The organism is Salinarimonas sp. (assembly GCF_046292825.1).
Lineage (GTDB): Bacteria > Pseudomonadota > Alphaproteobacteria > Rhizobiales > Beijerinckiaceae > Salinarimonas.
Genome location: NZ_JBKBQG010000006.1, coordinates 22,629 through 47,598 on the forward strand (window position 1 = coordinate 22,629; position 24,970 = coordinate 47,598).

At 71.2% G+C, this 24,970-nt stretch carries 21 protein-coding genes; 15 read left to right on the forward strand and 6 right to left on the reverse strand.

Translation table 11 applies throughout. The annotated features are described in order from the left end of the window. Window positions 1-121 precede the first annotated feature (121 nt). The 14 genes from ACK4UM_RS05050 (at window position 122) to ACK4UM_RS05115 (ending at window position 17,213) form a co-directional block, all read left to right on the forward strand. Window positions 122-1,318: an HBL/NHE enterotoxin family protein gene (locus tag ACK4UM_RS05050; RefSeq protein ID WP_409796472.1), complete on the forward strand. Its 1,197-nt coding sequence runs from the start codon at window positions 122-124 to the stop codon at window positions 1,316-1,318. 65 nt (window positions 1,319-1,383) lie between these two features. Next, window positions 1,384-2,289, forward strand: coding sequence for a hypothetical protein (locus ACK4UM_RS05055; RefSeq protein ID WP_409796474.1), 906 nt, complete (start codon window positions 1,384-1,386; stop codon window positions 2,287-2,289). Window positions 2,290-2,301: 12 nt separating this feature from the next. Then, entirely contained in the window at window positions 2,302-3,426 is a 1,125-nt protein-coding gene (locus ACK4UM_RS05060) for a hypothetical protein (protein WP_409796476.1), read from the forward strand. A gap of 147 nt (window positions 3,427-3,573) precedes the next feature. After that, window positions 3,574-4,404 carry a GH25 family lysozyme gene (locus ACK4UM_RS05065; protein WP_409796478.1) on the forward strand — a complete coding sequence of 277 codons (831 nt, stop codon included), beginning with the start codon at window positions 3,574-3,576 and terminating at the stop codon, window positions 4,402-4,404. 376 nt (window positions 4,405-4,780) lie between these two features. Beyond that, window positions 4,781-6,070, forward strand: a complete 1,290-nt coding sequence (urtA, locus tag ACK4UM_RS05070) for an urea ABC transporter substrate-binding protein (protein ID WP_409796480.1) — start codon at window positions 4,781-4,783, stop codon at window positions 6,068-6,070. Window positions 6,071-6,330: 260 nt separating this feature from the next. Then, the gene (gene urtB / locus ACK4UM_RS05075; RefSeq protein ID WP_409796482.1) at window positions 6,331-7,962 is read left to right on the forward strand and encodes an urea ABC transporter permease subunit UrtB; all 1,632 of its coding nucleotides are present in this window, start codon (window positions 6,331-6,333) and stop codon (window positions 7,960-7,962) included. Between the two features lie 10 nt (window positions 7,963-7,972). Further along, window positions 7,973-9,142 carry an urea ABC transporter permease subunit UrtC gene (gene urtC / locus ACK4UM_RS05080; protein WP_409796484.1) on the forward strand — a complete coding sequence of 390 codons (1,170 nt, stop codon included), beginning with the start codon at window positions 7,973-7,975 and terminating at the stop codon, window positions 9,140-9,142. A 14-nt stretch (window positions 9,143-9,156) separates the two neighbouring features. After that, the gene (gene urtD / locus ACK4UM_RS05085) at window positions 9,157-9,969 is read left to right on the forward strand and encodes an urea ABC transporter ATP-binding protein UrtD (protein ID WP_409796486.1); all 813 of its coding nucleotides are present in this window, start codon (window positions 9,157-9,159) and stop codon (window positions 9,967-9,969) included. A 4-nt stretch (window positions 9,970-9,973) separates the two neighbouring features. Then, on the forward strand, window positions 9,974-10,672 hold the full coding sequence (gene urtE, locus ACK4UM_RS05090; protein ID WP_409796488.1) for an urea ABC transporter ATP-binding subunit UrtE: 699 nt from the start codon (window positions 9,974-9,976) through the stop codon (window positions 10,670-10,672). A 150-nt stretch (window positions 10,673-10,822) separates the two neighbouring features. After that, a complete protein-coding gene (gene parC, locus ACK4UM_RS05095) occupies window positions 10,823-13,021 on the forward strand; it encodes a DNA topoisomerase IV subunit A (RefSeq protein ID WP_409796680.1) in 2,199 nt (732 codons plus the stop codon). A 374-nt stretch (window positions 13,022-13,395) separates the two neighbouring features. Continuing rightward, complete coding sequence (gene pcaH / locus ACK4UM_RS05100) at window positions 13,396-14,112, forward strand: protocatechuate 3,4-dioxygenase subunit beta (protein WP_409796490.1); 717 nt, start codon at window positions 13,396-13,398, stop codon at window positions 14,110-14,112. Continuing rightward, window positions 14,105-14,671: a protocatechuate 3,4-dioxygenase subunit alpha gene (gene pcaG, locus ACK4UM_RS05105; protein ID WP_409796492.1), complete on the forward strand. Its 567-nt coding sequence runs from the start codon at window positions 14,105-14,107 to the stop codon at window positions 14,669-14,671. Before pcaH ends, pcaG begins: the two co-directional genes overlap by 8 nt. Window positions 14,672-14,673: 2 nt before the next feature. Then, the gene (pobA, locus tag ACK4UM_RS05110) at window positions 14,674-15,879 is read left to right on the forward strand and encodes a 4-hydroxybenzoate 3-monooxygenase (protein ID WP_409796494.1); all 1,206 of its coding nucleotides are present in this window, start codon (window positions 14,674-14,676) and stop codon (window positions 15,877-15,879) included. Further along, a complete protein-coding gene (locus ACK4UM_RS05115) occupies window positions 15,876-17,213 on the forward strand; it encodes a lyase family protein (protein ID WP_409796496.1) in 1,338 nt (445 codons plus the stop codon). Before pobA ends, ACK4UM_RS05115 begins: the two co-directional genes overlap by 4 nt. A gap of 10 nt (window positions 17,214-17,223) precedes the next feature. Here ACK4UM_RS05115 and ACK4UM_RS05120 read toward each other — a convergent pair whose 3' ends face one another. The 3 genes from ACK4UM_RS05120 to ACK4UM_RS05130 are packed head-to-tail and all read right to left on the reverse strand — an operon-like array spanning window position 17,224 to window position 18,997. After that, window positions 17,224-17,916, reverse strand: coding sequence for a TIGR02281 family clan AA aspartic protease (locus ACK4UM_RS05120; protein ID WP_409796497.1), 693 nt, complete (start codon window positions 17,914-17,916; stop codon window positions 17,224-17,226). Beyond that, a complete protein-coding gene (locus ACK4UM_RS05125; protein WP_409796499.1) occupies window positions 17,916-18,131 on the reverse strand; it encodes a DUF1289 domain-containing protein in 216 nt (71 codons plus the stop codon). The genes ACK4UM_RS05120 and ACK4UM_RS05125 overlap by 1 nt, the downstream gene beginning before the upstream one ends. A gap of 17 nt (window positions 18,132-18,148) precedes the next feature. Beyond that, on the reverse strand, window positions 18,149-18,997 hold the full coding sequence (locus ACK4UM_RS05130; protein WP_409796501.1) for an adenosylcobinamide-GDP ribazoletransferase: 849 nt from the start codon (window positions 18,995-18,997) through the stop codon (window positions 18,149-18,151). A 121-nt stretch (window positions 18,998-19,118) separates the two neighbouring features. On the opposite strand from ACK4UM_RS05130, the gene cobT reads away from it, so the two are divergent. After that, window positions 19,119-20,141, forward strand: a complete 1,023-nt coding sequence (gene cobT, locus ACK4UM_RS05135; protein ID WP_409796503.1) for a nicotinate-nucleotide--dimethylbenzimidazole phosphoribosyltransferase — start codon at window positions 19,119-19,121, stop codon at window positions 20,139-20,141. A 244-nt stretch (window positions 20,142-20,385) separates the two neighbouring features. Here cobT and ACK4UM_RS05140 read toward each other — a convergent pair whose 3' ends face one another. The 3 genes from ACK4UM_RS05140 to ACK4UM_RS05150 form a co-directional block, all read right to left on the reverse strand. Continuing rightward, a complete protein-coding gene (locus tag ACK4UM_RS05140) occupies window positions 20,386-22,386 on the reverse strand; it encodes an acetyl-CoA carboxylase biotin carboxylase subunit (RefSeq protein WP_409796505.1) in 2,001 nt (666 codons plus the stop codon). A gap of 237 nt (window positions 22,387-22,623) precedes the next feature. Further along, the gene (locus ACK4UM_RS05145) at window positions 22,624-23,685 is read right to left on the reverse strand and encodes a putative zinc-binding metallopeptidase (protein WP_409796507.1); all 1,062 of its coding nucleotides are present in this window, start codon (window positions 23,683-23,685) and stop codon (window positions 22,624-22,626) included. Window positions 23,686-23,783: 98 nt separating this feature from the next. Further along, entirely contained in the window at window positions 23,784-24,779 is a 996-nt protein-coding gene (locus tag ACK4UM_RS05150) for a calcium/sodium antiporter (RefSeq protein WP_409796509.1), read from the reverse strand. Window positions 24,780-24,970: the final 191 nt, after the last annotated feature.

A 24,970-nucleotide genomic window follows, 5' to 3' on the forward strand; every position in this document is an offset into this window, starting at 1 on the left:
GCGCGCGACACATGCTCTTCCGATCTCGGCCCGTCCCAGGCCGCGGCTCCCCTCGCCGCGGCGTGCGGTCGCTCGCGCCGACGCGAGGAGCGCCCCAGGGACGCACCGCAGGAGACGGTTCATGCCATCGACGCCCGCCCCCCGCAACGACATCACCGGCGCCGCGACGAAGCTCGCCGGACACGAGACCGGATCGCAGATCATCCAGCTCAACGTGCTCGCGAAGGCCGTCGCCGAGCAGCCGCAATTCCCGACGATCGACGTCGACGGCCTGCGGGACCTCAACAAGCACCTTGCGACGGCGCAGCAGCACGCGCAGGCCTGGCTCAACGGCTATAGCGGCCAGTGCTGGAACACGCTGCAGGGGCTGATCAGCTTCGGCGAGACCTTCGACAATCTCTACGGCTCCCTCGCCGCCGCGGCGAAGGCGATGGGCGACGAGACCGAGTTCAAGCCCGGCGAGATCGCCAAGCTCGTCGGCGCCCTCCAGGCGCTGCAGACGCTCGTGCGGCAGCAGCAGGACACCTGCCAGAAGACCTACGAGACGCTCACCACCTATCGCACGCAGGTGACGCAGGACGAATCGACCTTCAAGACCGATTACGACACCGCGAACCGCACCCTCGGCGGCACGTCGGGCGAGATCGCGCAGCTCGAGCAGAAGATCGATGCCGAGCAGAGCGCGCTCAGCAAGGACCTCGCGATGATCGGCGGCGGCGCCACCATGATGGTGGTCGGCGGGCTGATGATCGCCGTCGGCGCGCTCGCCGAGATCGAGACCGGCGGCGTCTCGACCGCGCTCATCGTCGGCGGCGTCGCGGTGATCGCGGGCGGCGCGACGATGACCGGCATCGCCGGCAAGAATTACGACGACACCCTGAAGGCGCTCAGGGCGGACCAGACGCAGCTCGCCAAGGACAAGGCCGAGCTGACGCTCCTGCAGCACGCCAAGGGCCAGATCTCCGGGCTGACGGGGACGCTCGACCAGACGACGGCGGCGCTCGCGAACCTCGTCACCGCCTGGCAGCAGCTCGACAACGGCATCGGCGCGGTGGTCGCCGACCTCCAGAACCCGCAGGACTACCTCGCCTCGATCCGCAAGTCGGACCCGAGCGCGACGCCGCAGACGGTGTCGATCATCGTCACGGCCGAACTCGAGACGGCGCAGCAGGACTGGTCCTCGGCGGTCGACATCGCATCCTCGCTGCTCGAGAAGGGCCGCAACGTCCAATACGTCTCGACCGGCAACGAGGCCCCGACCCAAGCGGCGATCGCCGCGAAGGTCGGCAAGCCCCAGGCCTTCGCCCGCGCGGCCTGAGCGGCTCGTCCGGGGCGCCCCGTCGGGGGCGCCCCTCGCCACCGACCTCGAGACCGGAGACGCCCATGAACGCCCCCACTCCCCTGCCCTCCCACGCGCGCGCGGCGCTCGCCCCCAATCTGCTCTTCGCCCGCGCGACGCAGCTCGCCGCCGACGGCATCGCCATGGTCGACCAGAAGATCGCGCAGGTGGGCTCGATCGGCGTCGACCCCGCCATCGCCCCCGCGCTCGCCGGAGACCTCGCCACCTTGAACGCGACGCTCGGCGGCTGGAAGAGCGCGCTGCGCGCGCAGACGCTCTCCACGATGAAGTCGCTCGTCGTCGAGGACGACGGCCTCGCCGCCGCCTGGGCGCCCGTCGACCGCTCGAGCGCGCCCGCGCTCCTCGCCTTCGCGAAGGAGGCGCGTGCGCGCATCGCGGTCGAGGAGGGGGAAGTGGCGACGCTGCGGCAGGCGCTGGCGCCCTTCTCCGAGGGCATCGACGCGGCGCTCTCGCGGATCAAGGCCGATATGGGCACGGTCTCGCAGGAGCTTGCGAACGCGAACGCGCGCGCGCAGGCGCTCCAGCAGCAGGCGAACGGCCTGCGCGACAAGATCGACGACTACAAGCGCCACCCCTGGAAGCTCATCCTCGCAGGCGTGTCGCTGATCAGCCTGGCCGAGCAGCTCACCAGCCTGATCACGACGATCGAGACCTCCCGCAAGGCGGTCGACCGGCTGCAGGACGTCGAGCGCCAGATCGCGCAGCTGCAGGCCGGCCAGGGGCCGCTCCTCGCGCTCTCGCTGGCGCTGACGGGCCTCTCGGGCGGGGTGGCCAACATGGTCACCGCGCTCCAGCAGATCTCCGCGCAGCTCGACCAGATCCTCGCCACGCCGCAGCTACCCCCGATCATGGCGGCCCAGCTCGAGACGATGATGCAGGATCTCGCCGCCTCCCGCGCGATCGCCGCCGAGATCGTGGCCGGAACCTGAAGGAGGATCGCGATGGCCATGTTGTTGCGCACGCCGAGCGCCGATCGCCCGCACCTCGTCGCCTGCGGGGTCGAGGACGCGCTGCGCCGGCTCCTCACCGCCTTCACGATGCTCGGCGCGAACGGCGCCGGCATCCTCCAGCAGCCCGATCTCTCGCTGAAGGTGCTGCCCACCCTGCCCGAGGACCAGGCGCTGGTGCGCGGGCACGTGCGTCTCTACGCGGACGACACGAGCCTCTCCGGCGGGATCCTCGCCTGCATGCAGGCGGTGGCGACGATCGCCAACCAGATCGTCGCCATGTGCCGGGGCCTCCTGCCCGCCGCGGCGACGCTCGACGATGCGAGCGCCGACGACGCGGCCCGCCGGCAGGCGCTCGCGCAGTTCCAGGCGGGCATCACGGAGCTGCGCCGCGTCACGACCTCGCTCGACGCCGACAGCCATTCCGCCGCGCTGCCGATCGCGGCCTGCGCGACCGCGCTCTCGGGCTTCCTCCAGAACCAGATCGCCGACGACGCGGCCCGCTTCGCCGCGGCGAAGGAGCAGGCGGCCAAGGCCGGGCCGCTCGACGCGATAGAGGCGCAGATCGACGCCCTGCAGACGCATATCGACCAGCTCTGCGGCGAGATCGCCGCCGGCGCGACCTCGCAGATCCCGCAGGCACTGGCGTTCGGCTTCACGATCGGCAAGGCCGTCGCCACCGCGACGACCGCGGGGCCGCTCGTCGTGGCGGTGCTCTTCTCGATCAAGGACGAGGTCGGCACGGCCTCGAAGTTCGCCGACGAGATGCGGCGCAAGAACGCCGAGCTCGACGATTACATCGCGCAATACGAGGCGCTGATCGTCTCGCAGATGGCGGTGGAGCAGGAGCTCGCCGTGCTCGCGACGATCGCGGGGGGCAGCGCGGTGTTCCGCGACAACCTCGCCGCCGCGCGCGACGTGGTCGGCCTGCTCATGGGCGACATCCGGCTCCTGTCGAACGGGATGCTCTACCTGTCGAGCGTCGAGACCGGGCTCGGAGCGGGCTGGTTCACGGCCCAGCTGAACGAGGCCGTCGCGGCGTGGACGGCGATCGGCGACACGGTGACGCAGCAGCTCGCCCTCGCCCGCTCGCTCGCCGACGCGAGCGGCGAGAGCTAGGCTCGAGGGGGGCCGTGCGGTGGCGGCGCCGGGCAAGCCAAGCTTCGGCTCTGCCTCGCTTTTCGGCAGCGTGAGGCGATCGCGTTTACCGAATGGTAGGACGTCTTGCGCGAATCCTCGCCGGGTCTCTCCCGCTCGGATCAGCCCATGCTCTTCGCGCCGTCCCGGGCTCTCGCCCGTCTCGCCATCGTCGCCGCGGCGGCGCTCCTCGCCGTCGGCTGCTCGCTGGCGCCGGACTTCTATCCGCAGAAGGGCGACAGCGCCCCCCACCACGGCGTGCGCCGCGTGCACACGCTCCCCGTGCACGGCATCGACGTGTCGCATTGGCAGGGGCGGATCGATTGGGACCGGGTGCGGGCGGCGGGCACGCGTTTCGCCTTCATCAAGGCGACCGAGGGCGGGCTGCATCTCGATCCGCGCTTCCACGAGAACTGGGAGGGCGCGCGTCGCGTCGGCATTCCGCGCGGCGCCTACCACTTCATCTTCTGGTGCCGCGATCCGGTCGAGCAGGCGCGCTGGTTCATCGAGAACGTGCCGAACGAGCCCGACATGCTGCCGCCCGTCCTCGACATGGAATGGAACAACCATTCGCGGCTGTGCCGCCGGCGCGTGCCGCGCGAGGAGGCGCTGGAGAAGACCCGCGTCATCCTCGAGATGTTCCACCGCCATTACGGCCGCCTGCCGATCATCTACACGGACATCAACTTCCACCGCGACGTGCTCGAGGGCGAGCATTTCGACGCGACCTTCTGGCTGCGCTCCGTCGCTGCCGAGCCGCACGAGCGCTACCGCGACCGGCGCTGGACCTTCTGGCAATGGACGCAGACCGGCACCGTGCCCGGCATCCGCGGCGGCGTCGACCGCAACGCCTTCTACGGCACCGAGCGCGAGTGGCGGGAATTCCTCTCGACCGATTGCGACCCCCGCGACGCCGCGCGCCTGAACGCGCTGGGATATTGTCGGACCAGGGGCTCGTGAGGGAGGGGCGCGGACGAGGTGCACGGATCGTCGCTCGTCCCTCGCCTTCCCCTCGACGGCCTCATTCCGGGCTCGCTTCGCGCCCCGGAATGACGGACAGGTGACCATTCTGCGACCCAGAGGAGAAGCAGCGCGGCGGCGCTGCGTTATCGCGGTACCGCGGCAGCTCATCCGCACGAATACTTAGGATCGTTCATTCTACTTTCGTATAGAAGCACGTTTTCAGGGCAATCGCCGATGACGCGATCCGTCCTTGCCTAAAAATCGCGCCGCGAATGCCGTCGGCCCCCGGCAAATTCTGGCCTCGCTCTTGCAGACACGTCCCCGGTTGCGCCGTCGACGAAAGCGGCGCGTGTCGAGGGAAGGGGCAGAAGACATGGATTTCACGCGACGCAACGTTCTCGGGCTCGGCGCCCTCCTCGCCGGCACGGCCGCCTTCGGCCGCGTGCCCGCCTTCGCGAGCAGCGAGCCGATCAAGGTCGGCATCCTGCACTCGCTCTCGGGCACGATGGCGATCTCGGAGACGACGCTGAAGGACGTCATGCTGATGCTGATCGAGGAGCAGAACAAGGCCGGCGGGCTCCTCGGGCGGCCGCTCGAGGCGGTCGTCGTCGACCCGGCCTCGGATTGGCCGCTCTTCGCCGAGAAGGCTCGCGAGCTGATCACGGGTGGTTGCGCCGCCGTGTTCGGCTGCTGGACCTCCGTGTCGCGCAAGGCGGTGCTCCCGGTCTTCGAGGAGCTGAACTCGATCCTGTTCTACCCCGTCCAGTACGAAGGCGAGGAGAGCTCGCGCAACGTCTTCTACACGGGCGCCGCGCCCAACCAGCAGGCGATCCCCGCCGTCGATTATCTGATGAACGAGGAAGGCGTCGAGCGCTGGGTGCTCGCCGGCACCGACTACGTCTATCCGCGCACCACGAACCGCATCCTCGAGGCCTATCTCAAGGCCAAGGGCGTGGCGGAAGAAGACATCATGATCAACTACACGCCCTTCGGTCATTCCGATTGGCAGACGATCGTGTCCGACATCCGCGCCTTCGGCTCGGCCGGCAAGAAGACCGCCGTCGTCTCGACCATCAACGGCGACGCGAACGTGCCCTTCTACCGCGAGCTCGGCAACCAGGGCGTCCGCGCGACCGACATCCCCGTCGTCGCCTTCTCGGTCGGCGAGGAGGAGCTCGCGGGCATCGACACGACGCCCCTCGTCGGCCATCTCGCCGCGTGGAACTACTTCATGTCGGTCGACACGCCCGAGAACGCCGCCTTCATCGAGAAGTGGCACGCCTTCATCGGCGACCCGAAGCGCGTCACGAACGACCCGATGGAGGCCCATTACATCGGCTTCAACATGTGGCTCAAGGCGGTGGAGAAGGCCGGCACCACCGATCCCGACGCGGTCATCGACGCGATGATCGGCGTCGCCGTGCCGAACCTGACGGGCGGCTTCTCGGCGATGATGCCGAACCACCACATCACCAAGCCCGTGCTGATCGGCGAGATTCAGGGCGACGGGCAATTCGACGTCGTCTGGCAGACGGCGGGCCTCGTGCCGGGCGACGCCTGGTCGGATTATCTCGAGGGCTCGAAGGACCTGATGTCGGATTGGCAGGCCCCGATGTCGTGCGGCAACTTCAACGTCGCCACCGGCAGCTGCGGCGGCTCGTGAGGGCCGACCGGGACGAAGCACCCGAAGCGCGCCGCCTCAGGGTTGTCATCCCGGACGCCGAAGGCGATCCGGGACCCATACGCCCGACGTTTCAGTCGCAGCCTATAGGCTGCGTTTCGCCGACGGCCGAAGCTGCTCCACCGTAGCGACGCGAGCGCGCATGCGCGCTCGGACGATCGTCGGAGCGTATGGGTCCCGGGTCCGCTTCGCGGCCCGGGATGACAGCCTGAGGATGATCTTCACGCCGAACAGAGGACCGCATGGCCTTGCAGATCGCCCGTCTCATCCGGCTCGTCGCGCTGAGCGTCGCGCTCGCAATGGGCGCGCTCGCCGCGACGGCGCCCGGCGCGCCCGCGCGCGCCTCCGCCGACATCGAGGCGATCCTGTCGGGCTTCGCCGCCGACCAGTTCCCGCGCACCATCGCGTCGGTCCAGGCGCTCGCGGCCTCCGGTCATCCGCAGGCCGAGGCGATCCTCGAGGCGCTCGCCGACGGGCGCCTCGTGACCCGGCGCGCGGGGGGCGGCGTGCTCTTCGTCGACCGCGCGGGCGCCCATTTCGACGCCGCGACGGGCGAGCCGGTCGCCGAACCCGGCGCCACCGCCCGCGTGCGGGTCAACAACGGCGTGCGCCGCGCGATCGACGCCGCGCTGGGCAGCCTCACCCTGATGTCGCCCGATCCGCGCCGGCGCCTCGACGCCGCGCAAGCGGCCTTGCGCTCCCTCGACATCGAAAAGCGCGAGGCGCTCGCCGAGGCCCGCGCGGCGGAGACCGACGCCCGCGTCGCCCGCGCGCAGGAGGTCGCGATGGACGCGCTCGCCCTCTTCGATCCGCGCGAGGACGCGGCCTCCCGCATCGCCGCGATCGAGCGGATCGCCGGGCGCGCCAACGCGGAGGCGCGCACCATCCTCTCGCGCCTGCCGGCCGACGCGCCCGACGAGGTGCGCGAGGCCGCCCGCGACGGGCTCGCGACGATCGAGCGGCGGCTCGCGGTGGTCGCGCAGGTCCAGAACGTCTTCTTCGGCCTCTCGCTCGGCTCGGTCCTGCTGCTCGCCGCCATCGGGCTCGCCGTCACCTTCGGCGTGATGGGGGTGATCAACATGGCGCATGGCGAGATGGTGATGATCGGCGCCTACGCCACCTTCGTCGTGCAGCAGGCGATCCGCACCTTCGCGCCGGGCCTGCTCGACGCCTCGCTCCTGATCGCGCTGCCCGTCGCCTTCCTCACGGCGGGGCTCGTCGGCATCGCCATCGAGCGCCTCGTCATCCGCCACCTCTACGGACGCCCGCTCGAGACCCTTCTCGCGACCTGGGGCGTCTCGCTCGTGCTGCAGCAGGCGGTGCGCTCGATCTTCGGGCCGACCAATCGCGAGGTCGTCAACCCCTCCTTCATGTCGGGCTCGGTCGAAGTGATGGGCATCGCGCTCACCTGGAGCCGGGTGTGGATCGTCGCCTTCGCGCTCGTCGTGTTCCTCGCGCTCCTTCTCGCGATGAAGCTGACGCCCTTCGGCCTGCGCATGCGCGCCGTCGTCCAGAACCGGCGCATGGCCGCCTCGATGGGCATCCGCACGCCGGCGATCGACGCGCTCACCTTCGGGCTCGGCTCCGGCATCGCCGGGATCGCGGGCGTGGCGCTCTCGCAGATCGACAACATCTCGCCCAATCTCGGCCAGTCCTACATCATCGACAGCTTCCTCGTCGTCGTCTTCGGCGGGGTTGGGAGCCTGTGGGGCGCCTTCGTCGCGGCCTTCTCGCTCGGCGTCGCCAACAAGCTGATCGAGCCGATGGCGGGCGCCGTGCTCGCCAAGATCCTGGTGCTCGTCGCCATCATCCTGTTCATCCAGAAGCGGCCGCGGGGGCTCTTCGCCCTCAAGGGCCGCGCGGTCGAGAGCTGAGGCGGCACCGATGCGACACACGCCTTTCGTCATGCGCCTGATGGCCCCGCACATCGCGCCCGCGGTGCTCATCCTCGTCGCGGTCGCGGCGCTCGTGCCGATCGCGAACCTCGCCTTCCCGCCCGGCCACGCGCTGCACGTGCCGAACCACGTCGTGGTCCTCATGGGCAAATGGCTGACCTACGCCCTGCTCGCCGTCGCGCTCGACCTCGTCTGGGGCTATTGCGGCATCCTCTCGCTCGGCCACGGCGCCTTCTTCGCGCTCGGCGGCTACGCGATGGGCATGCATCTGATGCGCGAGATCGGCCCGCGCGGGGTCTACGGCAACCCCGTCCTGCCCGATTTCATGGTCTTCCTGAACTGGACCGAGCTGCCGATCGCCTGGTGGGGCTTCGACGTCTTCGCCTATGCCGCCTTCATGGCGCTCTTCGTGCCGGGCGCGCTCGCCTTCGTGTTCGGATGGCTCGCCTTCCGCTCGCGGGTGACGGGGGTCTATCTCTCGATCATCACGCAGGCGGGCACCTACGCGCTGATGCTCGCATTCTTCCGCAACGACATGGGGTTCGGCGGCAATAACGGGCTCACCGATTTCAAGGACGTGCTCGGCTTCTCGCTGCAGGCGCCGCAGACGCGCGCGACCCTGTTCGCGCTCTCCGCGCTCGCGCTCGCGGGCGGGCTCCTGCTGGCGCAGGCGATCGTCACCTCGAAGCTCGGCCTCGTGCTCGTCGCGATCCGGGACGCCGAGGCGCGCACGCGCTTCCTCGGCTACCGGGTCGAGCGCTTCAAATTGTTCGTCTTCACCGTCTCGGCGATGATGGCGGGGCTCGCGGGCGCGCTCTACGTGCCGCAGGTCGGCATCATCAACCCGTCCGAATTCGCTCCCGCGAACTCGATCGAGGCGGTGATCTGGGTCGCGGTCGGCGGGCGCGGCACCTTGTCCGGCGCGGCGCTCGGCGCGATCGTCGTCAACGCGCTCAAGAGCTTCCTCACGGGCGCCTATCCCGAGATCTGGCTGTTCGTGCTGGGGGGCATCTTCATCGCGGTGACGCTCTTCCTGCCCAAGGGGATCCTCGGCGCCTTCGCGGCTCTGCGCGCGCGGCTCGCCGGCTTGCACGGCAGAGGCTTCGGCAAGGGGCGCGGCGAGAAGGCGCCCGCGCCGCGCCCGGCCGCGGCGGAATGAGGGAGGCTCTCGCCATGGACACGCTCGCCACCCCCCTCCCCGCCCCCGCGGAGACCCCTGATCCGCCGCGCGCGCCCGACACCCGCGCCACCCCGGCCCTCCTCTATCTCGACGCGGTGAGCGTCTCCTTCGACGGCTTTCGCGCGCTCAACTCCCTCTCGCTCGTGATCGAGCCCGGCGAGATGCGCGCGATCATCGGGCCGAACGGCGCCGGCAAGACCACGATGATGGACGTCGTCACCGGCAAGACGAAGCCGGACACGGGCGAGATCGTCTTCTCCGGCACGCACGACCTCACCCGCCTCGACGAGGCGGCGATCGCGTCGCTCGGCATCGGCCGCAAGTTCCAGAAGCCGACCGTCTTCGAGAAGGTGTCGGTGGAGGACAATCTCGCCCTCGCGCTCGCGGGCCGGCGCGGCGTCATCGCCACCCTCCTGCACCGCGCGAGCGGGGCCGAGCGCGCGCGCATCGACGAGATCCTCGAGATCGTCAAGCTCGGCGAGCGCCGTCGCGAGGCGGCCGGCGCCCTCTCGCACGGGCAGAAGCAATGGCTGGAGATCGGGATGCTGCTCGCGCAGGACCCCGCCCTCCTCCTCGTCGACGAGCCCGTCGCCGGCATGACCGACGCGGAGACGGAGGAGACGGCCGATCTCCTGCGCCGCATCAACGCGGACCATTCGGTGATCGTCGTCGAGCACGACATGAGCTTCGTGCGCGCGCTCGGGGTAAAGGTGAGCGTTCTGCACGAGGGCTCGGTGCTGGCGGAGGGGTCGATCGACCATGTCAGCGCCGATCCGCGCGTGATCGAAGTCTATCTGGGGCGGTGAGGCGATGCTGAACGCGAGCGGGATCGACCTGCATTACGGCGCGGCCCAGGCCCTGCGCGGCGTCGGCGTCACCGCCACGCGCGGGCGCGTCACCTGCGTCATGGGGCGGAACGGGGTCGGCAAGACCTCGCTCATGCGCGCGCTCGTCGGCCAGGTGCCGGTCTCGGCCGGCAGCGTCGTCTGGGACGGGCGGGACGTCACCCGGCTCGCACCCTACGAGCGCGCGCGGCTCGGCCTCGCCTACGTGCCGCAGGGGCGCGAGATCTTCCCGCTCCTCACCGTCGAGGAGAACCTGCGCACCGGCTTCGCGGCCCTGCCGAAGGGCGTGGCGAGGATCGTCCCGAGCGAGGTCTTCACGCTGTTCCCGGTGCTGAAATCCATGCTCGGCCGGCGCGGCGGCGATCTCTCGGGCGGGCAGCAGCAGCAGCTCGCGATCGCCCGCGCCCTCGTCGCCCGCCCGCAGCTCCTCGTCCTCGACGAGCCGACGGAAGGCATCCAGCCCTCGATCATCGCCGATATCGGCCGCGCGATCACCTATCTGCGGGACGCCGGCGACATGGCGATCGTGCTCGTCGAGCAATATTTCGACTTCGCCGCCGCCCTGGCCGACGAGATCGTGGTGATGGACCGCGGCGAGGTGGTGCTCGCCGGCCCCGCCGCCCAGCTCGACCGGGACGAGGTGCGCCGGAAGGTGATGGTGTAGCGCTCCGGCAGTTCGATACGATCCCTGAGGATTGCGCCGTGCGCGCCATTGATCGGGTTGGCGTTTCGTTCTAGCTCTCGTCTCGCGAACCGAGACGGGTTCTGGAGGGCCACGCGGGTCGCGCCGCCCGCGGGCGGCGACGTCTCCAGCATCGAGCTGAAGGCGGCGCTCGAGGAGCGCTATCTCGCTTACGCGCTCTCGACGATCATGCACCGCGCGCTGCCGGATGCGCGCGACGGCCTCAAGCCCGTCCACCGGCGCATCCTCTACGGGATGCGCCTCTTGCGCCTCGATCCCGGCGCGCCGTTCAAGAAATCGGCCAAGGTCGTCGGCGACGTGATGGGCTCGTTCCACCCGCACGGCGACCAGGCGATCTACGACGCGCTCGTGCGTCTCGCCCAGGATTTCGCCTCGCGCTATCCCCTCGTCGACGGCCAGGGCAATTTCGGCAATATCGACGGCGACTCGGCCGCCGCCTATCGCTACACCGAAGCGCGCATGACCGAGGTCGCGCGCCTCCTCCTCGACGGGATCGACGAGGACACGGTCGATTTTCGCCCGAATTACGACGGCACCACGCAGGAGCCCGTCGTCCTCCCCGCCGCCTTCCCGAACCTCCTCGCCAACGGCGCGCAGGGGATCGCGGTGGGCATGGCGACCTCGATCCCGCCGCACAACGTCGCGGAGCTCTGCGACGCCGCGCTCTACCTGATCACCCACCCCGGCGCGACCTCCGAGCAGCTCCTCAACTTCGTGCCCGGCCCCGATTTCCCCACCGGCGGCATCATCGTCGACAAGCGCGAGGCGATCGCGGAGGCCTACAATACCGGGCGCGGCGCGTTCCGCGTGCGCGCCCGCTGGCATCGCGAGGATCTCGGCCGCGGCACCTGGGCCGTCGTCGTCACGGAGATCCCCTACGGCGTTTCCAAATCGCGGCTCATCGAGAAGATCGCGGAGCTCCTCTCCGAGCGCAAGCTGCCGCTCCTCGCCGACGTGCGCGACGAATCGGCGGAGGACGTGCGCGTCGTCTTCGAGCCGCGCGCGCGAAACGTCGACGAGAACCTCATGATGGCCTCGCTCTTCAAGCTCACCGAGCTCGAGGCGCGCGTGCCGCTCAACATGAACGTGCTCGTCGGCGGGACCGTCCCGCGCGTGATCGGGCTCGCGGAGGCGCTGCGGGCGTGGCTCGACCACCGCCGCGTCGTGCTCGTGCGCCGCTCGAACCATCGCCTGCGCGAGATCGCCCGCAGGCTCGAGATCGTGCGCGGCCTCCTCGTCATCCATCTCGATCTCGACCGCGTCATCAAGATCATCCGCGAGGAGGACGAGCCGAAGGCCGAGCTGATGCGCGTCTTCGAGCTGACCGAGATCCAGGCCAACGCCATCCTCGACACGCGCCTGCGCTCGCTGCGCAAGCTCGAGGAGATGGAGCTCGTGCGCGAGCGAGACGCCCTCGTGGCGGAGGAGGAGGACCTCACCGCCCTCGTCGGGGACGAGGCGCGGCAATGGAAGGACGTGGCGAAGCAGATCCGCGAGGTCCGCAAGGCCTTCTCGGGCGAGACCAAGCTCGGGCGCCGCCGCACCAGCTTCGAGGAAGCGCCCGACACCTCCAATCTCGACATCGTCGAGGCGATGGTCGAGCGCGAGCCGATCACGGTGATCGTCTCGAAGAAGGGCTGGATCCGCGCGCTCAAGGGCCATGTCGCGGACGTGTCGGCGGTCGCCTTCAAGGGCGACGACGCGCTCGGCTTCTCCTTCCACACCGAGACGACGGCGAAGATCCTCGTCGTGGCGACGAGCGGCAAGGTCTACACGCTCGACGCCGCGAAGCTCCCGGGCGGGCGCGGCGTCGGCGATCCGATCCGGCTGATGGTCGATTTCGACGAGGGCGCCGAGATCGCCGCCGTCTTCCCCTACGAGGCGGGGGCGAAGCTGCTCCTCGTCGCGTCGGACGGGCGCGGCTTCGTCGCGCCGACGGACGGCCTCGTCGCCAATACGCGCAAGGGCAAGCAGGCGCTCAACGTCGATGCCGGCACCCGGGCCGTCATCGCGACGCCGGTGCGCGGCGACCACGTGGCCATCGTCGGCGAGAACCGCAAGCTCCTGGTCTTCCCCCTCGCCCAGGTTCCCGAGATGACCCGCGGCAAGGGCGTGCGCCTGCAGCGCTACCGCGACGGCGGCGTGTCGGACGCCAAGATCTTCCCGCTCGAGGAAGGCCTCACCTGGCAGGACACGTCAGGCCGCACCTGGACGGTCGCCGGCGAGGCTCTGCGCGACTGGCTCGCCAACCGCGCCGAATCCGGCCGCCTGCCGCCGAAGGGTTTTCCGAAGACGAACAAGTTCGGGTGAGTTCCGCGCGAATGGCGGCGCGTGGGATGTCACGCCCGACGCGCCGCCTGGTCGGCGGCACAAGAGCTTGCTGCGCAAGCGTCTTCCTGCGCTGGGTCCCCTTCCCCTCCGCACGCTTCGCGTGCTCCGGCCGGGGATGACACGGGGGGAGCCACAGGTGTGTCATTCCCGGCCGGAGCCGCGGCAGCGGCGCAGGGGAAGGGAACCCAGCAAATCGAGTGGCGTGCGCAGCACGCTCTCCTGCCGCCGACTAGGCGGCTTCTGCCGATCCCCTGAGATAGCCCCCTCCCCTTCCCACCCGCGAAAAACCATGGCACGATCATTCGCATACGAATGATCCCCCGCGATCCACGCGGGGACAGGGAGGTCGAGCCGTGTCGACGACGCGCCAGCATCCGCGCGCGAGCCTGCGCGCGCACCCGCCGAACGCGAGCCCGGATTACGGCTCGACGCGCCTGCGCGCCCCCTCGCGCCCGCTCGTGATCGTCCCGCAGACGCTCACGGAGCTGACCGGCCCCGTCTACGGCCACGACCGCGTCGCTCCCGACGAGGCCGACCTCACCCGCCACCATGCCGGCGTGCCGATCGGCGAGCGTATCGTCGTCTCCGGCCGGGTGCTCGACGAGGATGGGCGGCCCGTGCCGCACACGCTCGTCGAGATCTGGCAGGCGAACGCGGCCGGGCGCTACGTCCACGTGGCGGACCGCCACGACGCGCCGCTCGATCCGAACTTCACCGGGGCGGGCCGCGCGGTGACCGACGCGGAGGGGCGCTACCGGTTCGTCACGATCAAGCCCGGCGCCTATCCCTGGCGCAACCACCACAATGCCTGGCGGCCGGCGCATATCCACTTCTCCCTCCTCGGCGCGAGCTTCCTCAGCCGCCTCGTGACGCAGATGTACTTCCCCGGCGATCCGCTCCTCGCGCTCGATCCGATCTTCGGCGCGGTGCCCGACGAGGCCGCCCGCGCACGGCTCGTATCCGCCTTCGATCTCGAGACGACGCAGCCCGAATGGGCGCTCGGCTACCGGTTCGACATCGTGCTGCGCGGGCGCGCGGCCACCCCGATCGAGGAGCCCCACGATGAGTGAGCGCCCGATCACCCCCTCGCAGACCGTAGGCCCCTTCTTCGCCTATTGCCTGACGCCGCAGGATTACGGCATCGTCCCCCTCGTCGAGGCGGATCTCGTCGGGCCGGGCGCGATCGGCGCCCCCATCCGCATCGAGGGCCGCGTGCTCGACGGGGAGGACGCCCCCGTGCCCGACGCCATGATCGAGATCTGGCAGGCGGACGGCGCCGGGCGCTATCCCACATCCGCCGACAATTCCGGCTTCGGCGGCTTCGGCCGCGCGGGCACCGACGCGCAGGGGCGCTTCGCCTTCGCGACGATCAAGCCCGGCCCGGTGCCGGGCCCGGACGGCGCGATGCAGGCGCCCCACCTCGCGGTCTCCGTCTTCGCCCGCGGCCTCCTCACCCGGCTCGTGACGCGCATCTACTTCCCCGACGAGCCCGCCAACGAAGAGGACCCGATCCTCGCGCGGGTGCCGCAGGAGCGGCGGGGGACGCTCGTCGCGCGGGCGGGCGAGGACGCGTACCTGTTCGACATCCGTCTGCAGGGCCGCGACGAGACCGTGTTCTTCGAGGTGTGACGATGGCGGGTCCAGACGCGAGCCATGTCCAGGTCGGGATCGTCGGCGCGGGGCCGGCGGGGCTCCTCCTCGCGCGCCTCCCCGATCTCGCGGGCATCTCGTGCCTCGTGATCGAGGCGCGCAGCCGGGCGCATATCGAGGGGCGCATCCGGGCGGGCGTGCTCGAGCACGAGACCGCGCAGGTGCTGCGCGACGTGGGCGTCGGCGCCCGCATGGACCGCGAGGGGCTCGTCCATCACGGCCTCCACCTCGCCTTCGACGGCGAGAGCCGGCGCATCGACCTCCACGCGCTCACCGGCAAGGGCGTGATGGTCTACGGCCAGCACGAGGTGGTGAAGGACCTCGTCGCCGCGCGCATCGAGACCGGGGGCGCCATCGTGTTCGAGGCGACCGACGTCGCGATCGCCGACATCGAGAGCGCGCGCCCGACCTTGTCCTGGCGCGAGGGGGAGGCACGCCGCAGCGTGACGTGCGATTTCGTCGCCGGCTGCGACGGCTTCCACGGCATCTCGCGCGGCTCGATCCCGGCGGAGGTGCTGCGCGTCTTCGAGCGCGTCTATCCGTTCGGCTGGCTCGGCATCCTCGCGCGCACGCCGCCCGCCTCCGAGGAGCTGATCTACGCGCGCCACGAGGACGGCTTCGCGCTCCTCTCGATGCGCTCCCCCGAAATCAGCCGCCTCTACCTGCAATGCGCCCCAGACGAGGATATCGGCCGCTGGCCGGACGCGCGGATCTGGGAGGCGTTGCAGGCGCGGCTCGGGGCGGCGGTCGGCGGAAAGCTCTCGGAGGGCGAGATCCTGCAGAAGGGCGTCACCGCCATGCGCAGCTTCGTCGCCGAGCCGATGCGGCACGGGCGGCTGTTCCTGGCGGGCGACGCCGCTCACATCGTGCCGCCGACGGGGGCGAAGGGGATGAACCTCGCGGTGGGCGACGTGCGCGTGCTCGCCCGCGCGCTCGAGCGCTTCTATGCGAGCGGCGACGAGAGCGGGCTCGTCGGCTATTCGAAGACCTGCCTTGCGCGCATCTGGCGCGTGCAGCGCTTCTCCTGGTGGATGACCCAGATGCTCCATCGCTTCGAGGAGGACACGCCCTTCGACCGGCGCCGCCAGCTCGCCGAGCTCGATTACGTGACGACCTCTCCCGCCGCCGCGACGACGCTCGCGGAGAACTATGTCGGCCTGCCGCTGGACGCGGGGGGGCACAAGTGACCTTCTCGGCCCTCGATTCGCCGCTGACCGGACCGCTCTTCACGACGCCCGCCATGCGCGCGCTGTTCTCCGCACGCGCCGAGATCGCGGCGATGATCGAGGTCGAGGCGGCTTTGGCCCGGGTCGAGGCGGCGCACGGGCTCGTGCCGGAGGCGCTCGCGGACGCGATCGCGGCCATCGACCCGGACGCGCTCGATCTCGACGCGATCGGGGAGGCGACGCGCGAGGCCGGCGTGCCCTCGATCCCCGTCCTCGCGGCGATGCGCGGGCTCCTGCCCGACGGCCTCGCCGATCACCTCCATCGCGGGGCGACGACGCAGGATCTGATCGACACCGCCCTCGCGCTGCGAGCCAAGCGCGCCTTCGCGCTTCTCGAGGCCGAGTGCGACGCCGTCATCGCCGCGCTCGTCGCCCTCGCGCGCGCCCACGCGCGCACCCCGTGCGTCGGGCGCACCTACGGGCAGCACGCGACGCCGATCACCTTCGGTCACGTCGTCGCTTTGTGGGCGGCGGGCATCGCGGAAGCCGCGGCGGACCTGGCGAGCGCCGCGCGCGGCGCCTGCCGCCTCTCGCTCGGCGGGCCCGCCGGCACCCTGCCCGGCCTCGGCGGGCTCGGCCCCGCCATCGCCGACGATCTCGCACGCAGGCTCGGCCTCGCGCCCGCGCCGATCGCCTGGCATGTGCGTCGCGGAGCGATCGCGCGGGCGGGGTGCGCGCTCGCGATCCTGACGGGGGCGCTCGCGAAGATGGCGGGCGACGTCGTCCTCCTCGGCGCGAGCGAGACGGCGGAGGTGGCCGAGCCGCACGCGCCCGGCCGCGGCGGCTCCTCGGCCATGCCCCACAAGCGCAACCCCGTATCCTCGACGGCGATCCTCGCCAATGCGAGCGCCGCGCGCGGCTGCGTGATCCCGCTGCTCGACGCGATCGTCGCCGCGCATCAGCGCCCCGCGGGCGCCTGGCACGCCGAATGGCACGCGCTGCCGCCGCTCTTCGGCCTCGCCGCGGGTGCGCTCGCCCATGCGCGCACGATCGCCGAGGGGCTCGTCGTCGACGTCGCCCGCATGCGCGCCAATCTGGAGGCCGGCGGCGGGCTCGTCTTCGCGGAGGCGGCAGCGTCCGCGCTCGCGCCGCATCTCGGCGCGGCGGAAGCGAAAGCCCGCGTCACCGCCGCCGCCGACCGCGCCCGTGCCGAGCGCATCGGCCTGCGCGCCGCGCTCGAGGCGTCGGGCGACGGCGTCCCGCTCGACGCGGCCTTCGATCTCGCGCCCCATATCGACGCGAGCGCCGCCTTCGTCGCCCGCGCGCTCGCGGATCTGGAGACGGGGCGCGGGTGACCCCTCGGGGTCACCGCGCCCGCATGATCAGCTCGTCGCGGCGGACCTCGTAGGATTCGAGCCGGTCGAGGAAGCTCATGCCGAGGAGGTTCTCCGGCAGCGCGCCGGGGCGGGCGACGAGGGCGCGGACGTTGCGCGCCTCGATCGTGCCGACCCTGAGCGAATCGATGGTGATCGGCGCCGCAAGCGTGCGACCGTTCGCCGTCATCACCGGCACGCGATAATCGAGATCGGCCTCGCGAAAGCCGAGCCGGCGCGCGGCGTCCGCCGTGACGACGACGACGCTCGCGCCGGTGTCGAAGATGAAGCGCAGCCGCTCCCCGTCCGCCTCCCCCTCGACGACGAAGGACCCGTCGAGCGCGCGCCGCACGGCGACGTCGCCCTCGGTGGTGATCGCCGCCCGCCCCGGCCGCAGCTCGCCCATCACCCGATCGGCGATCATGTCGACCTCGTAGCGATAGGCGTAGACCACCACGATCGCGAGGAAGATCAGCGCCCAGGTGGCGAGCTGGCCGAACGCGCGGCGGATGCCGCCGTCGGCGCGCGACAGCGCGGAGCCCGCGATCAGCATCACGAGGGCGAGGAGCGCGGTCAGGCGCGCGAAATCCTCCGGCGCGAGCCCGATGATCTCGCGCTCGCCATGCGTCCACACCAGGATCGCGACGCCGACGAGGAGGAGCCCGAAGCCGATCGCGCCGGGCATCAGCCGCCCGCGGGCGCCGCCGCGCCTCCCGTCTCCTCGCCGAGAAAGGCCCGGCGCATGCGCGCGTCGAGCCCGTCCATGATCGCCCGACGCTCGGCCTCCGACAGCCGGCCCCAGGTCGCGATCTCCTCGCGCGTGCGCCCGCACCCCTCGCAGAGCCCGGTCTCGGGATCGAGGATGCAGACCTTGATGCAGGGGGTGGAGATGGTGGTCATGGGATACCTTAGATCGGTCACCGGGCTGCCGCGATCAAGAGCCCGATCGACGCCCCCGCTTCCGCGACCTGCTGCGTCGCCCCCGCGACGTCGCCCGTCTGGCCGCCGATCATGCGGCGCGAGAGGGCCGTGAGCGCGAGGCCGGCGGTGGCGGCGAGGGCTGCGGCGAGCGCGAGGCCTTCGAGGGGGAGGCCCGTCGTCAGGCACGCCGCCGCCCCCATCGCGAGCGCGATCGCGGCCCCGATCGCGAGGCTCGCGGCGTCGGGGCGGCCGATGCTCGCCGAGGCGCCGCTCGTGCGCGCGGGGGGGAGGAGCGCGAGGGGGAGCATCATCGCGATCCGCGAGAGCGCGGCGGCGCTCACGAGCGCGGCCGCCGCGACGAGCGCGCCGCCGTCGTCGAGGAGCGCGGCGAGGAGGCTCACGCGCAGGATCAGCCCGAGCGCGAGCGCGCAGGCGCCGAACGCCCCGATGCGGCTGTCCTTCATGATCTCGAGCCGGCGCTCGCGCGTGCGCCCGCCGCCGAACCCATCGGCGATGTCGGCGAGGCCGTCCTCGTGCAGCGCGCCGGTCGCGAGGACGAGGACCACGATCGCGAGCGCGGCCGCGGGCAGGCTCGGCAGGCCGAGCGCGGCGGCGGCGAGGAGGACGAGGGCGGCGGGCCCGGCGATCAGCGCACCGGCGAGGGGCAGCATGCGCGTCATCCCCGCGATCGAGGGCGGGGCGTGCGGGTCGGTCTCGAAGGGCAGCGCGGGCACCGGCAGGCGCGAGAAGAAGCGCATGGCTCGAGCGAGGTCGACGAGCGCGCGGGCGAGCGGGTTGCGCGACGCGCGTCCCTCGTCCCTCTCCCCTATCGGCGTCGTTCCCATGCGGCTCTCCGATCGGCGGCCTTCACGCCGCCGTGCCCGCCCGTTATAGGACGCGCACGCGCCGACGCCATCCGAACGGGCGCGCCACGCACCGATCTTTTCGGATGAGGGAAGCGAACCGATGAGCCAAGCGACGAGCCGCCCCTTCGACGACATCCGCGCCCTCGTCGCGGGCATGCCGGGCCCCGATCAGGCGGCCGTCGAGGCGGTGCGCGCGCGCGATGCCGAGCTCACGAAGCCGCGCGGGAGCCTCGGGCGGATGGAGCACCTCGTCGAATGGCTCGCCGCCTGGCAGGGCAAGGGGAAGCCCACCGTCGCGCGCCCGCTCGTCGCGGTCTTCGCCGGCAGCCACGGGGTCACCGCGCGCGGCGTCTCCGCCTTCCCCGATGCGGTCAACCGGCAGATGCTGGAGAATTTCGCGGCCGGGGGGGCGGCGATCAACCAGATCTGCGCCGCCTACGGGCTCGGCTTCAAGGTGTTCGACCTCGCGATCGACATGCCGACCAAGGACTTCACGGTCGAGCCGGCCATGGCCGAGCGCGATTGCGTCGCCACCATGGCCTTCGGCATGGAGGCGATCGCCGGTGGCACCGATCTCCTCGGCATCGGCGAGATGGGCATCGGCAACACCACCTGCGCGGCGGCGATCTACGCCGCGCTCTACGGCGGCGATCCGGCGCATTGGGTCGGGCGCGGGACGGGCGTGGACGACGAGGGGCTCGCTCGCAAGGTCGCCGCGGTCGAGGCGGGGCTCGCGCTCCATCGGGAGCACCTCGCCGACCCGCTCGAGGTGCTCGCGCGGCTCGGCGGGCGCGAGATCTGCGCGATGGCCGGCGCCATCCTCGCCGCGCGCGCCGAGCGGGTGCCGGTCGTGATCGACGGCTATGTCGCGACCGCCGCGGCGGCGGTGCTGCACGCCCTCGATCCGCGCGCGCTCGACCATTGCCTCGCCGCCCACGTCTCGGCGGAGGGCGCCCATCGCGACGTGCTCGAGCGCATCGGCAAGACGCCGCTCCTCGCGCTCGGCATGCGCCTCGGCGAGGGCTCCGGCGCGGGGCTCGCGATGGGAATCGTCAAGGCGGCGCATGCCTGCCACACGGAAATGGCGACCTTCGACCAGGCCAATGTGTCGCGGGGGGCGTGAGCGCTCGTGAATGGAGGAGGTGGTGTCATCCCGGACGCCGAAGGCGATCCGGGACCCATAACCTCGACGACAGTCCGAGCGCGCATGCCGCGCTCGCTCCGCCACGAAACCGAAGCGAGTGTCGGCGAGACGCAGCCTACAGGCTGCGACCCCAACGTCGGGAGTCTGGGTCCCGGATCGCCTTCGGCGTCCGGGATGACAGCCCGAGGACGATTCAGGACTTCCGAGCGAAGCCCCCCTCCCCTCAGGCGAATTCCAGGATCACCGCGTCGACCGCGAGGCTGTCGCCTTCCTTGGCGTGGACGGCGGAGATGGTGCCGTCGCGCTCGGCGCGCAGCACGTTCTCCATCTTCATCGCCTCGACGATGGCGAGCGGCTCGCCGGCCTTGACCTCCTGGCCTTGCGCCACGAGGAGCGCCTTGACGAGGCCGGGCATCGGGCAGAGCAGCTGCTTCGAGGTGTCGGCGGCGACCTTCTCCGGCATCAGCGCGGCGGCCTGCGCCTCGCGCGGCGAATAGACCCGCGCGATCGCGGTCGCGCCCGCGTGCTGGAGGAGGACGGCGTTCGTCAGCGCCCGCACCTGGACCGCGATCGCGACGTCGGCGACCGTGCCCTCCCAGACCGGGTCGCCCGGCCGCCAATCGCTCGCGACCGGCAGCCGCTCGCCCGTCTCGAAGGCGACCATCACGAGATCGCCACGGGCCTCGACCGACACGCGGTGCTCCACACCTTCGAGCACGACGACGCGCTCCGGGTCGCGCGGGCGCACGTGGCCGGTCATCCGCCCGGAGATCTTCTGCGCGCGCGTGGCCTTAAGGTGGTCGATCGCCGCGGCGACCGCCGCCATGCGCGTCGCGATCACGCCCTCGGGCGCGATCGGCTTGAAGCCGTCGGGGAATTCCTCCGCGATGAAAGCGGTCGACAGCCGCCCCTCGCGCCAGCGCGGATGCGCCATGAGCGCCGCGAGGAAGGGGATGTTGTGGCGGATGCCCTCGATGGCGAAGGCGTCGAGCGCGCGGGCCTGCGCGTCGATCGCGGCCTCGCGGGTGGGGGCGTGGGTGACGAGCTTGGCGATCATCGGATCGTAATAGATCGAGATCTCGCCGCCCTCCTCGACGCCGGTGTCGTTGCGCACGGTGACGCCGCCCTGCACGCCCTCCGCCGGCGGGCGGTAGATCGTGAGCCGGCCCGTGGAGGGCAGGAAATTGCGCGTCGGGTCCTCCGCATAGATGCGGCTCTCGACCGACCAGCCATTGAGCTTCACATCCTCCTGCGCGTGGCGCAGCCGCTCGCCCGCCGCGACGCGGATCATCTCCTCGACGAGGTCGATGCCGGTGATCAGCTCCGTGACCGGGTGCTCGACCTGCAGGCGGGTGTTCATCTCGAGGAAGTAGAACGACTTGTCCTGCCCCGCAACGAACTCGACCGTACCGGCCGAATCGTAGGCGACCGCCTTGGCGAGCGCGACCGCCTGAGCGCCCATCCGGGCGCGCGTCTCCTCGTCGAGGAGCGGCGAGGGCGCCTCCTCGATGACCTTCTGGTTGCGGCGCTGGATCGAGCATTCGCGCTCGGACACCCAGATCACGTTGCCGTGCTTGTCGCCCAGCACCTGGATTTCGATGTGGCGCGGATCGGTGATGAATTTCTCGACGAACACGCGGTCGTCGCCGAAGGACGACGCGGCCTCGGACTTCGCGCGCGCAAAACCTTCCGCCACCTCGCCCGACGAATGGGCGATGCGCATGCCCTTGCCGCCGCCGCCGGCGGAGGCCTTGATCATCACCGGATAGCCGATCTCGTCGGCGATCGCGACCGCGTGTTCGGGGCTCTCGATCACGCCGAGGAAGCCGGGCACGGTCGAGACCTTCGCGGCGGCGGCCGCCTTCTTCGATTCGATCTTGTCGCCCATCGCCGCGATCGCGCGCGGATTGGGGCCGATGAAGACGATGCCCGCGGCGGCGAGCGCCTGCGGGAACGCCTCGCGCTCGGAGAGGAAGCCGTAGCCGGGATGGACCGCCTGCGCCCCCGTCTTCCGGCAGGCCTCGACGATCTTGTCGATGACGAGATAGCTCTCGGCGGCGGCGGCGGGCCCGATATGGACCGCCTCGTCGGCCATGGCGACGTGCAGCGCGTCGCGGTCCGCGTCCGAGAAGACGCTGACCGTGCGGATGCCCATCTTGCGCGCCGTCTTGATCACGCGGCAGGCGATTTCGCCGCGATTGGCGATGAGGATCTTCTCGAACATGGGCGGCGTCACTCGGGCTCGATGGGGTCTTTGTGTCCGCAACGCTTGTAGCGAGGCGGCGGTGCGCTCGTCCACGCCTCTTTCGGCTATGGGCGGGTATGGGGGGCTCGACGTCTGCGACGAGCGCGACCGTCTACCCTCCCTCTCGTGGCTAGGGGCCTTCCCCAAGAGAGGTAAGGACGAAGACGGCGCTCGTCACGGGCGGCGGGCGGGATGCGTGAACGGGATGGCCTGCGATCACCGGCGCACGCGCGCATGGACGAAGGCGAGCTTCTCCACGGCCGGCGGCGGCAGGGCGAAGGGATAGAGATCCCCCTGCCCCATCGAGCGATTGAGCGCGTTCACCGCGAAGGTGAGCGGCCCCCAGGCGGCGACGAGACGCCCGAACGCGCCGTCGTCGTGCGGATCGAAGGCGACACGGGCCGCGAGGTCCTCGGCGCCCGGCTCCTGCGGGCTCAGCGAGAGGCCGAAGGCGGCGGCGGTCTCGAGCGTGTCGACCATGTGCAGGTAGTGCGCGAAGGTCTCCGCCCAATCCTCCCACGGATGCGCGCTCGCATAGGCGCTGACGTGCCGCTCGGCCCAGTCCGCCGGCGGTCCGGCCTCGTAATGGCGGGCGAGCGCGGCGGCGTAATCGGTGCGCTCGTCGCCGAACAGGGTCCGGAACGCCTCGATCGCGTCGCGCTCGACCACGATCTTCTCGAAATAATAATGCCCCACCTCGTGACGCAGGTGGCCGAGCAGCGTCCGGTAGGGCTCGCCCATGGCGTGACGGCGCGCCTCGCGCTCGACGTCGTCCGCTTCCGCGAGCGCGATGGTGACCAGCCCCTGCGTGTGCCCGGTGGTGACGGGGGCGGCATCGGGCGGGTCGGCGAGGAAGTCGAAGGCGAGCCCGTTCGGGTCCTCCGGCCGGCGCGTGAGCGGCAGGTCGAGGGCGACGAGGGTGTAGACGAGCCGCTTCTTGGCCTCCTCGAGCTTGCGCCAGCGGGCGATGTGGTCGCCGAGCGCGAGATCGGGAATGGTGCGGTTGTGACGGCAGGCGAGGCAGAAGCGCTCCGCCCCCGCCTCCTGCGCCGGCACCAGCCAATTGCAGGCGCCGTAGGCGGCGTTCGCGCAGAAGACGTAGGCCTCGTCCGCGGAGGCGCGCTGGCGCTCGGCGGGGCGCCAGAGCGTCTCGTCGAGATCGAGCGCCAGCAGCGCCCGCCGCCCGGCGGCGAAACCGAGCCTCTTGCCGCAGGCGTCGCAGGCGGTCGCCTCGAAATGCTGGGGGGCGCCGCAGGCGCCGCAGGTGAAGAGCTTCATGGGGGTCTTTCGCGCATGCCGACGGTGCGGCGCACGTCAACGCACGAGACCGCACTTTCGGCTATCGCGGACATGCGTCGCGCGAAGACGTCCGCGCCTCAACCGAACACCACGTCCTGATATTGGTACGCCGTGAACGCGAGATACGCGACGAGCATGGCGATGCCGCTCGCGCGGCCGATCTTCGCGACGGTCAGCAGCCACACGACGAGCAGCGCCGTGAGGCCGAGCATCAGCCACATTTCGAGGTCGGCGAGGCTCGGGTCGATGGCGAGCGGCTTGATCATCGCGGTGATGCCGACGATCGAGAGGATGTTGAACAGGTTCGAGCCGACGATGTTGCCGATGATCATGCTCGTCTGGCGCTTCACCGCCGCGGCGAGGCAGGTCGAGAGCTCGGGCAGCGAGGTGCCGACCGCGACGACCGTCACCCCGATGATCGCCTCCGGCACGCCGAGCGCGCCTCCGGCCGCGACGGCCCCCTGCACCAGCACCTCCGACCCGACCACGAGCGCGGCGAGGCCGAGCGCGAGGAAGACGAGCGCCTTGCCGATCGTCGCGATGCCCTTCTCGTCGATGCCCTCGTCGTGCGCGTCCTCGGCGAGATCGGGCAGGCCCGCGCCCTTGTCGGTCCAGAAGCGGAAGACGACGAAGACGACGAGGAGGGCGAACAGGCCGAGCCCCGCCCATTGCGTCACGACGCCGTACATCATCAGGCCGACGAGGAGGAGCGTCGCGAGCCCCATCATCAGGAGGTCGGCGCGCACTTCGCGCGGGTCCGTCCGCAGCGCGTAGACGAGCGCGACGGCGCCGAGGATGAGAAGGATGTTGGCGATGTTCGAGCCGACGACGTTGCCGAGCGAGATGCCGGGGAAGCCAGACAGGTTGGCGTTGACGGAGGTGAACAATTCCGGCGCCGAGGTGCCGAAGGCCACGATCGTCGCGCCGATCAACAGCTTCGAGACGCCGAGCCGCTCGGCGAGGAAGGCCGCGGCATCGATCGTCCAATCGCCGCCCTTGACGAGCAGGAAGAGCCCGAACCCGATCGACCCGAGGGCCAGGACCGCGAGCTGGTAATCGCCGAGCATGTTCATCGAGACGCGCGCTCCGTCGGCGGCGGAAGGAAACAGGGGCGCTCTCGCGCGCACCTCAGATAGCGATCCCTCCGGCCGGCGCAAGAGCGGATCACCGCCGGCCGCGGCCGTTTCGCACGCGCTTCAGTCTGGACGCCGACGCGGCGAGGGATCGCTTCGGGGAGGGGCACGCCCCCTCCCCGTCCCGCGCC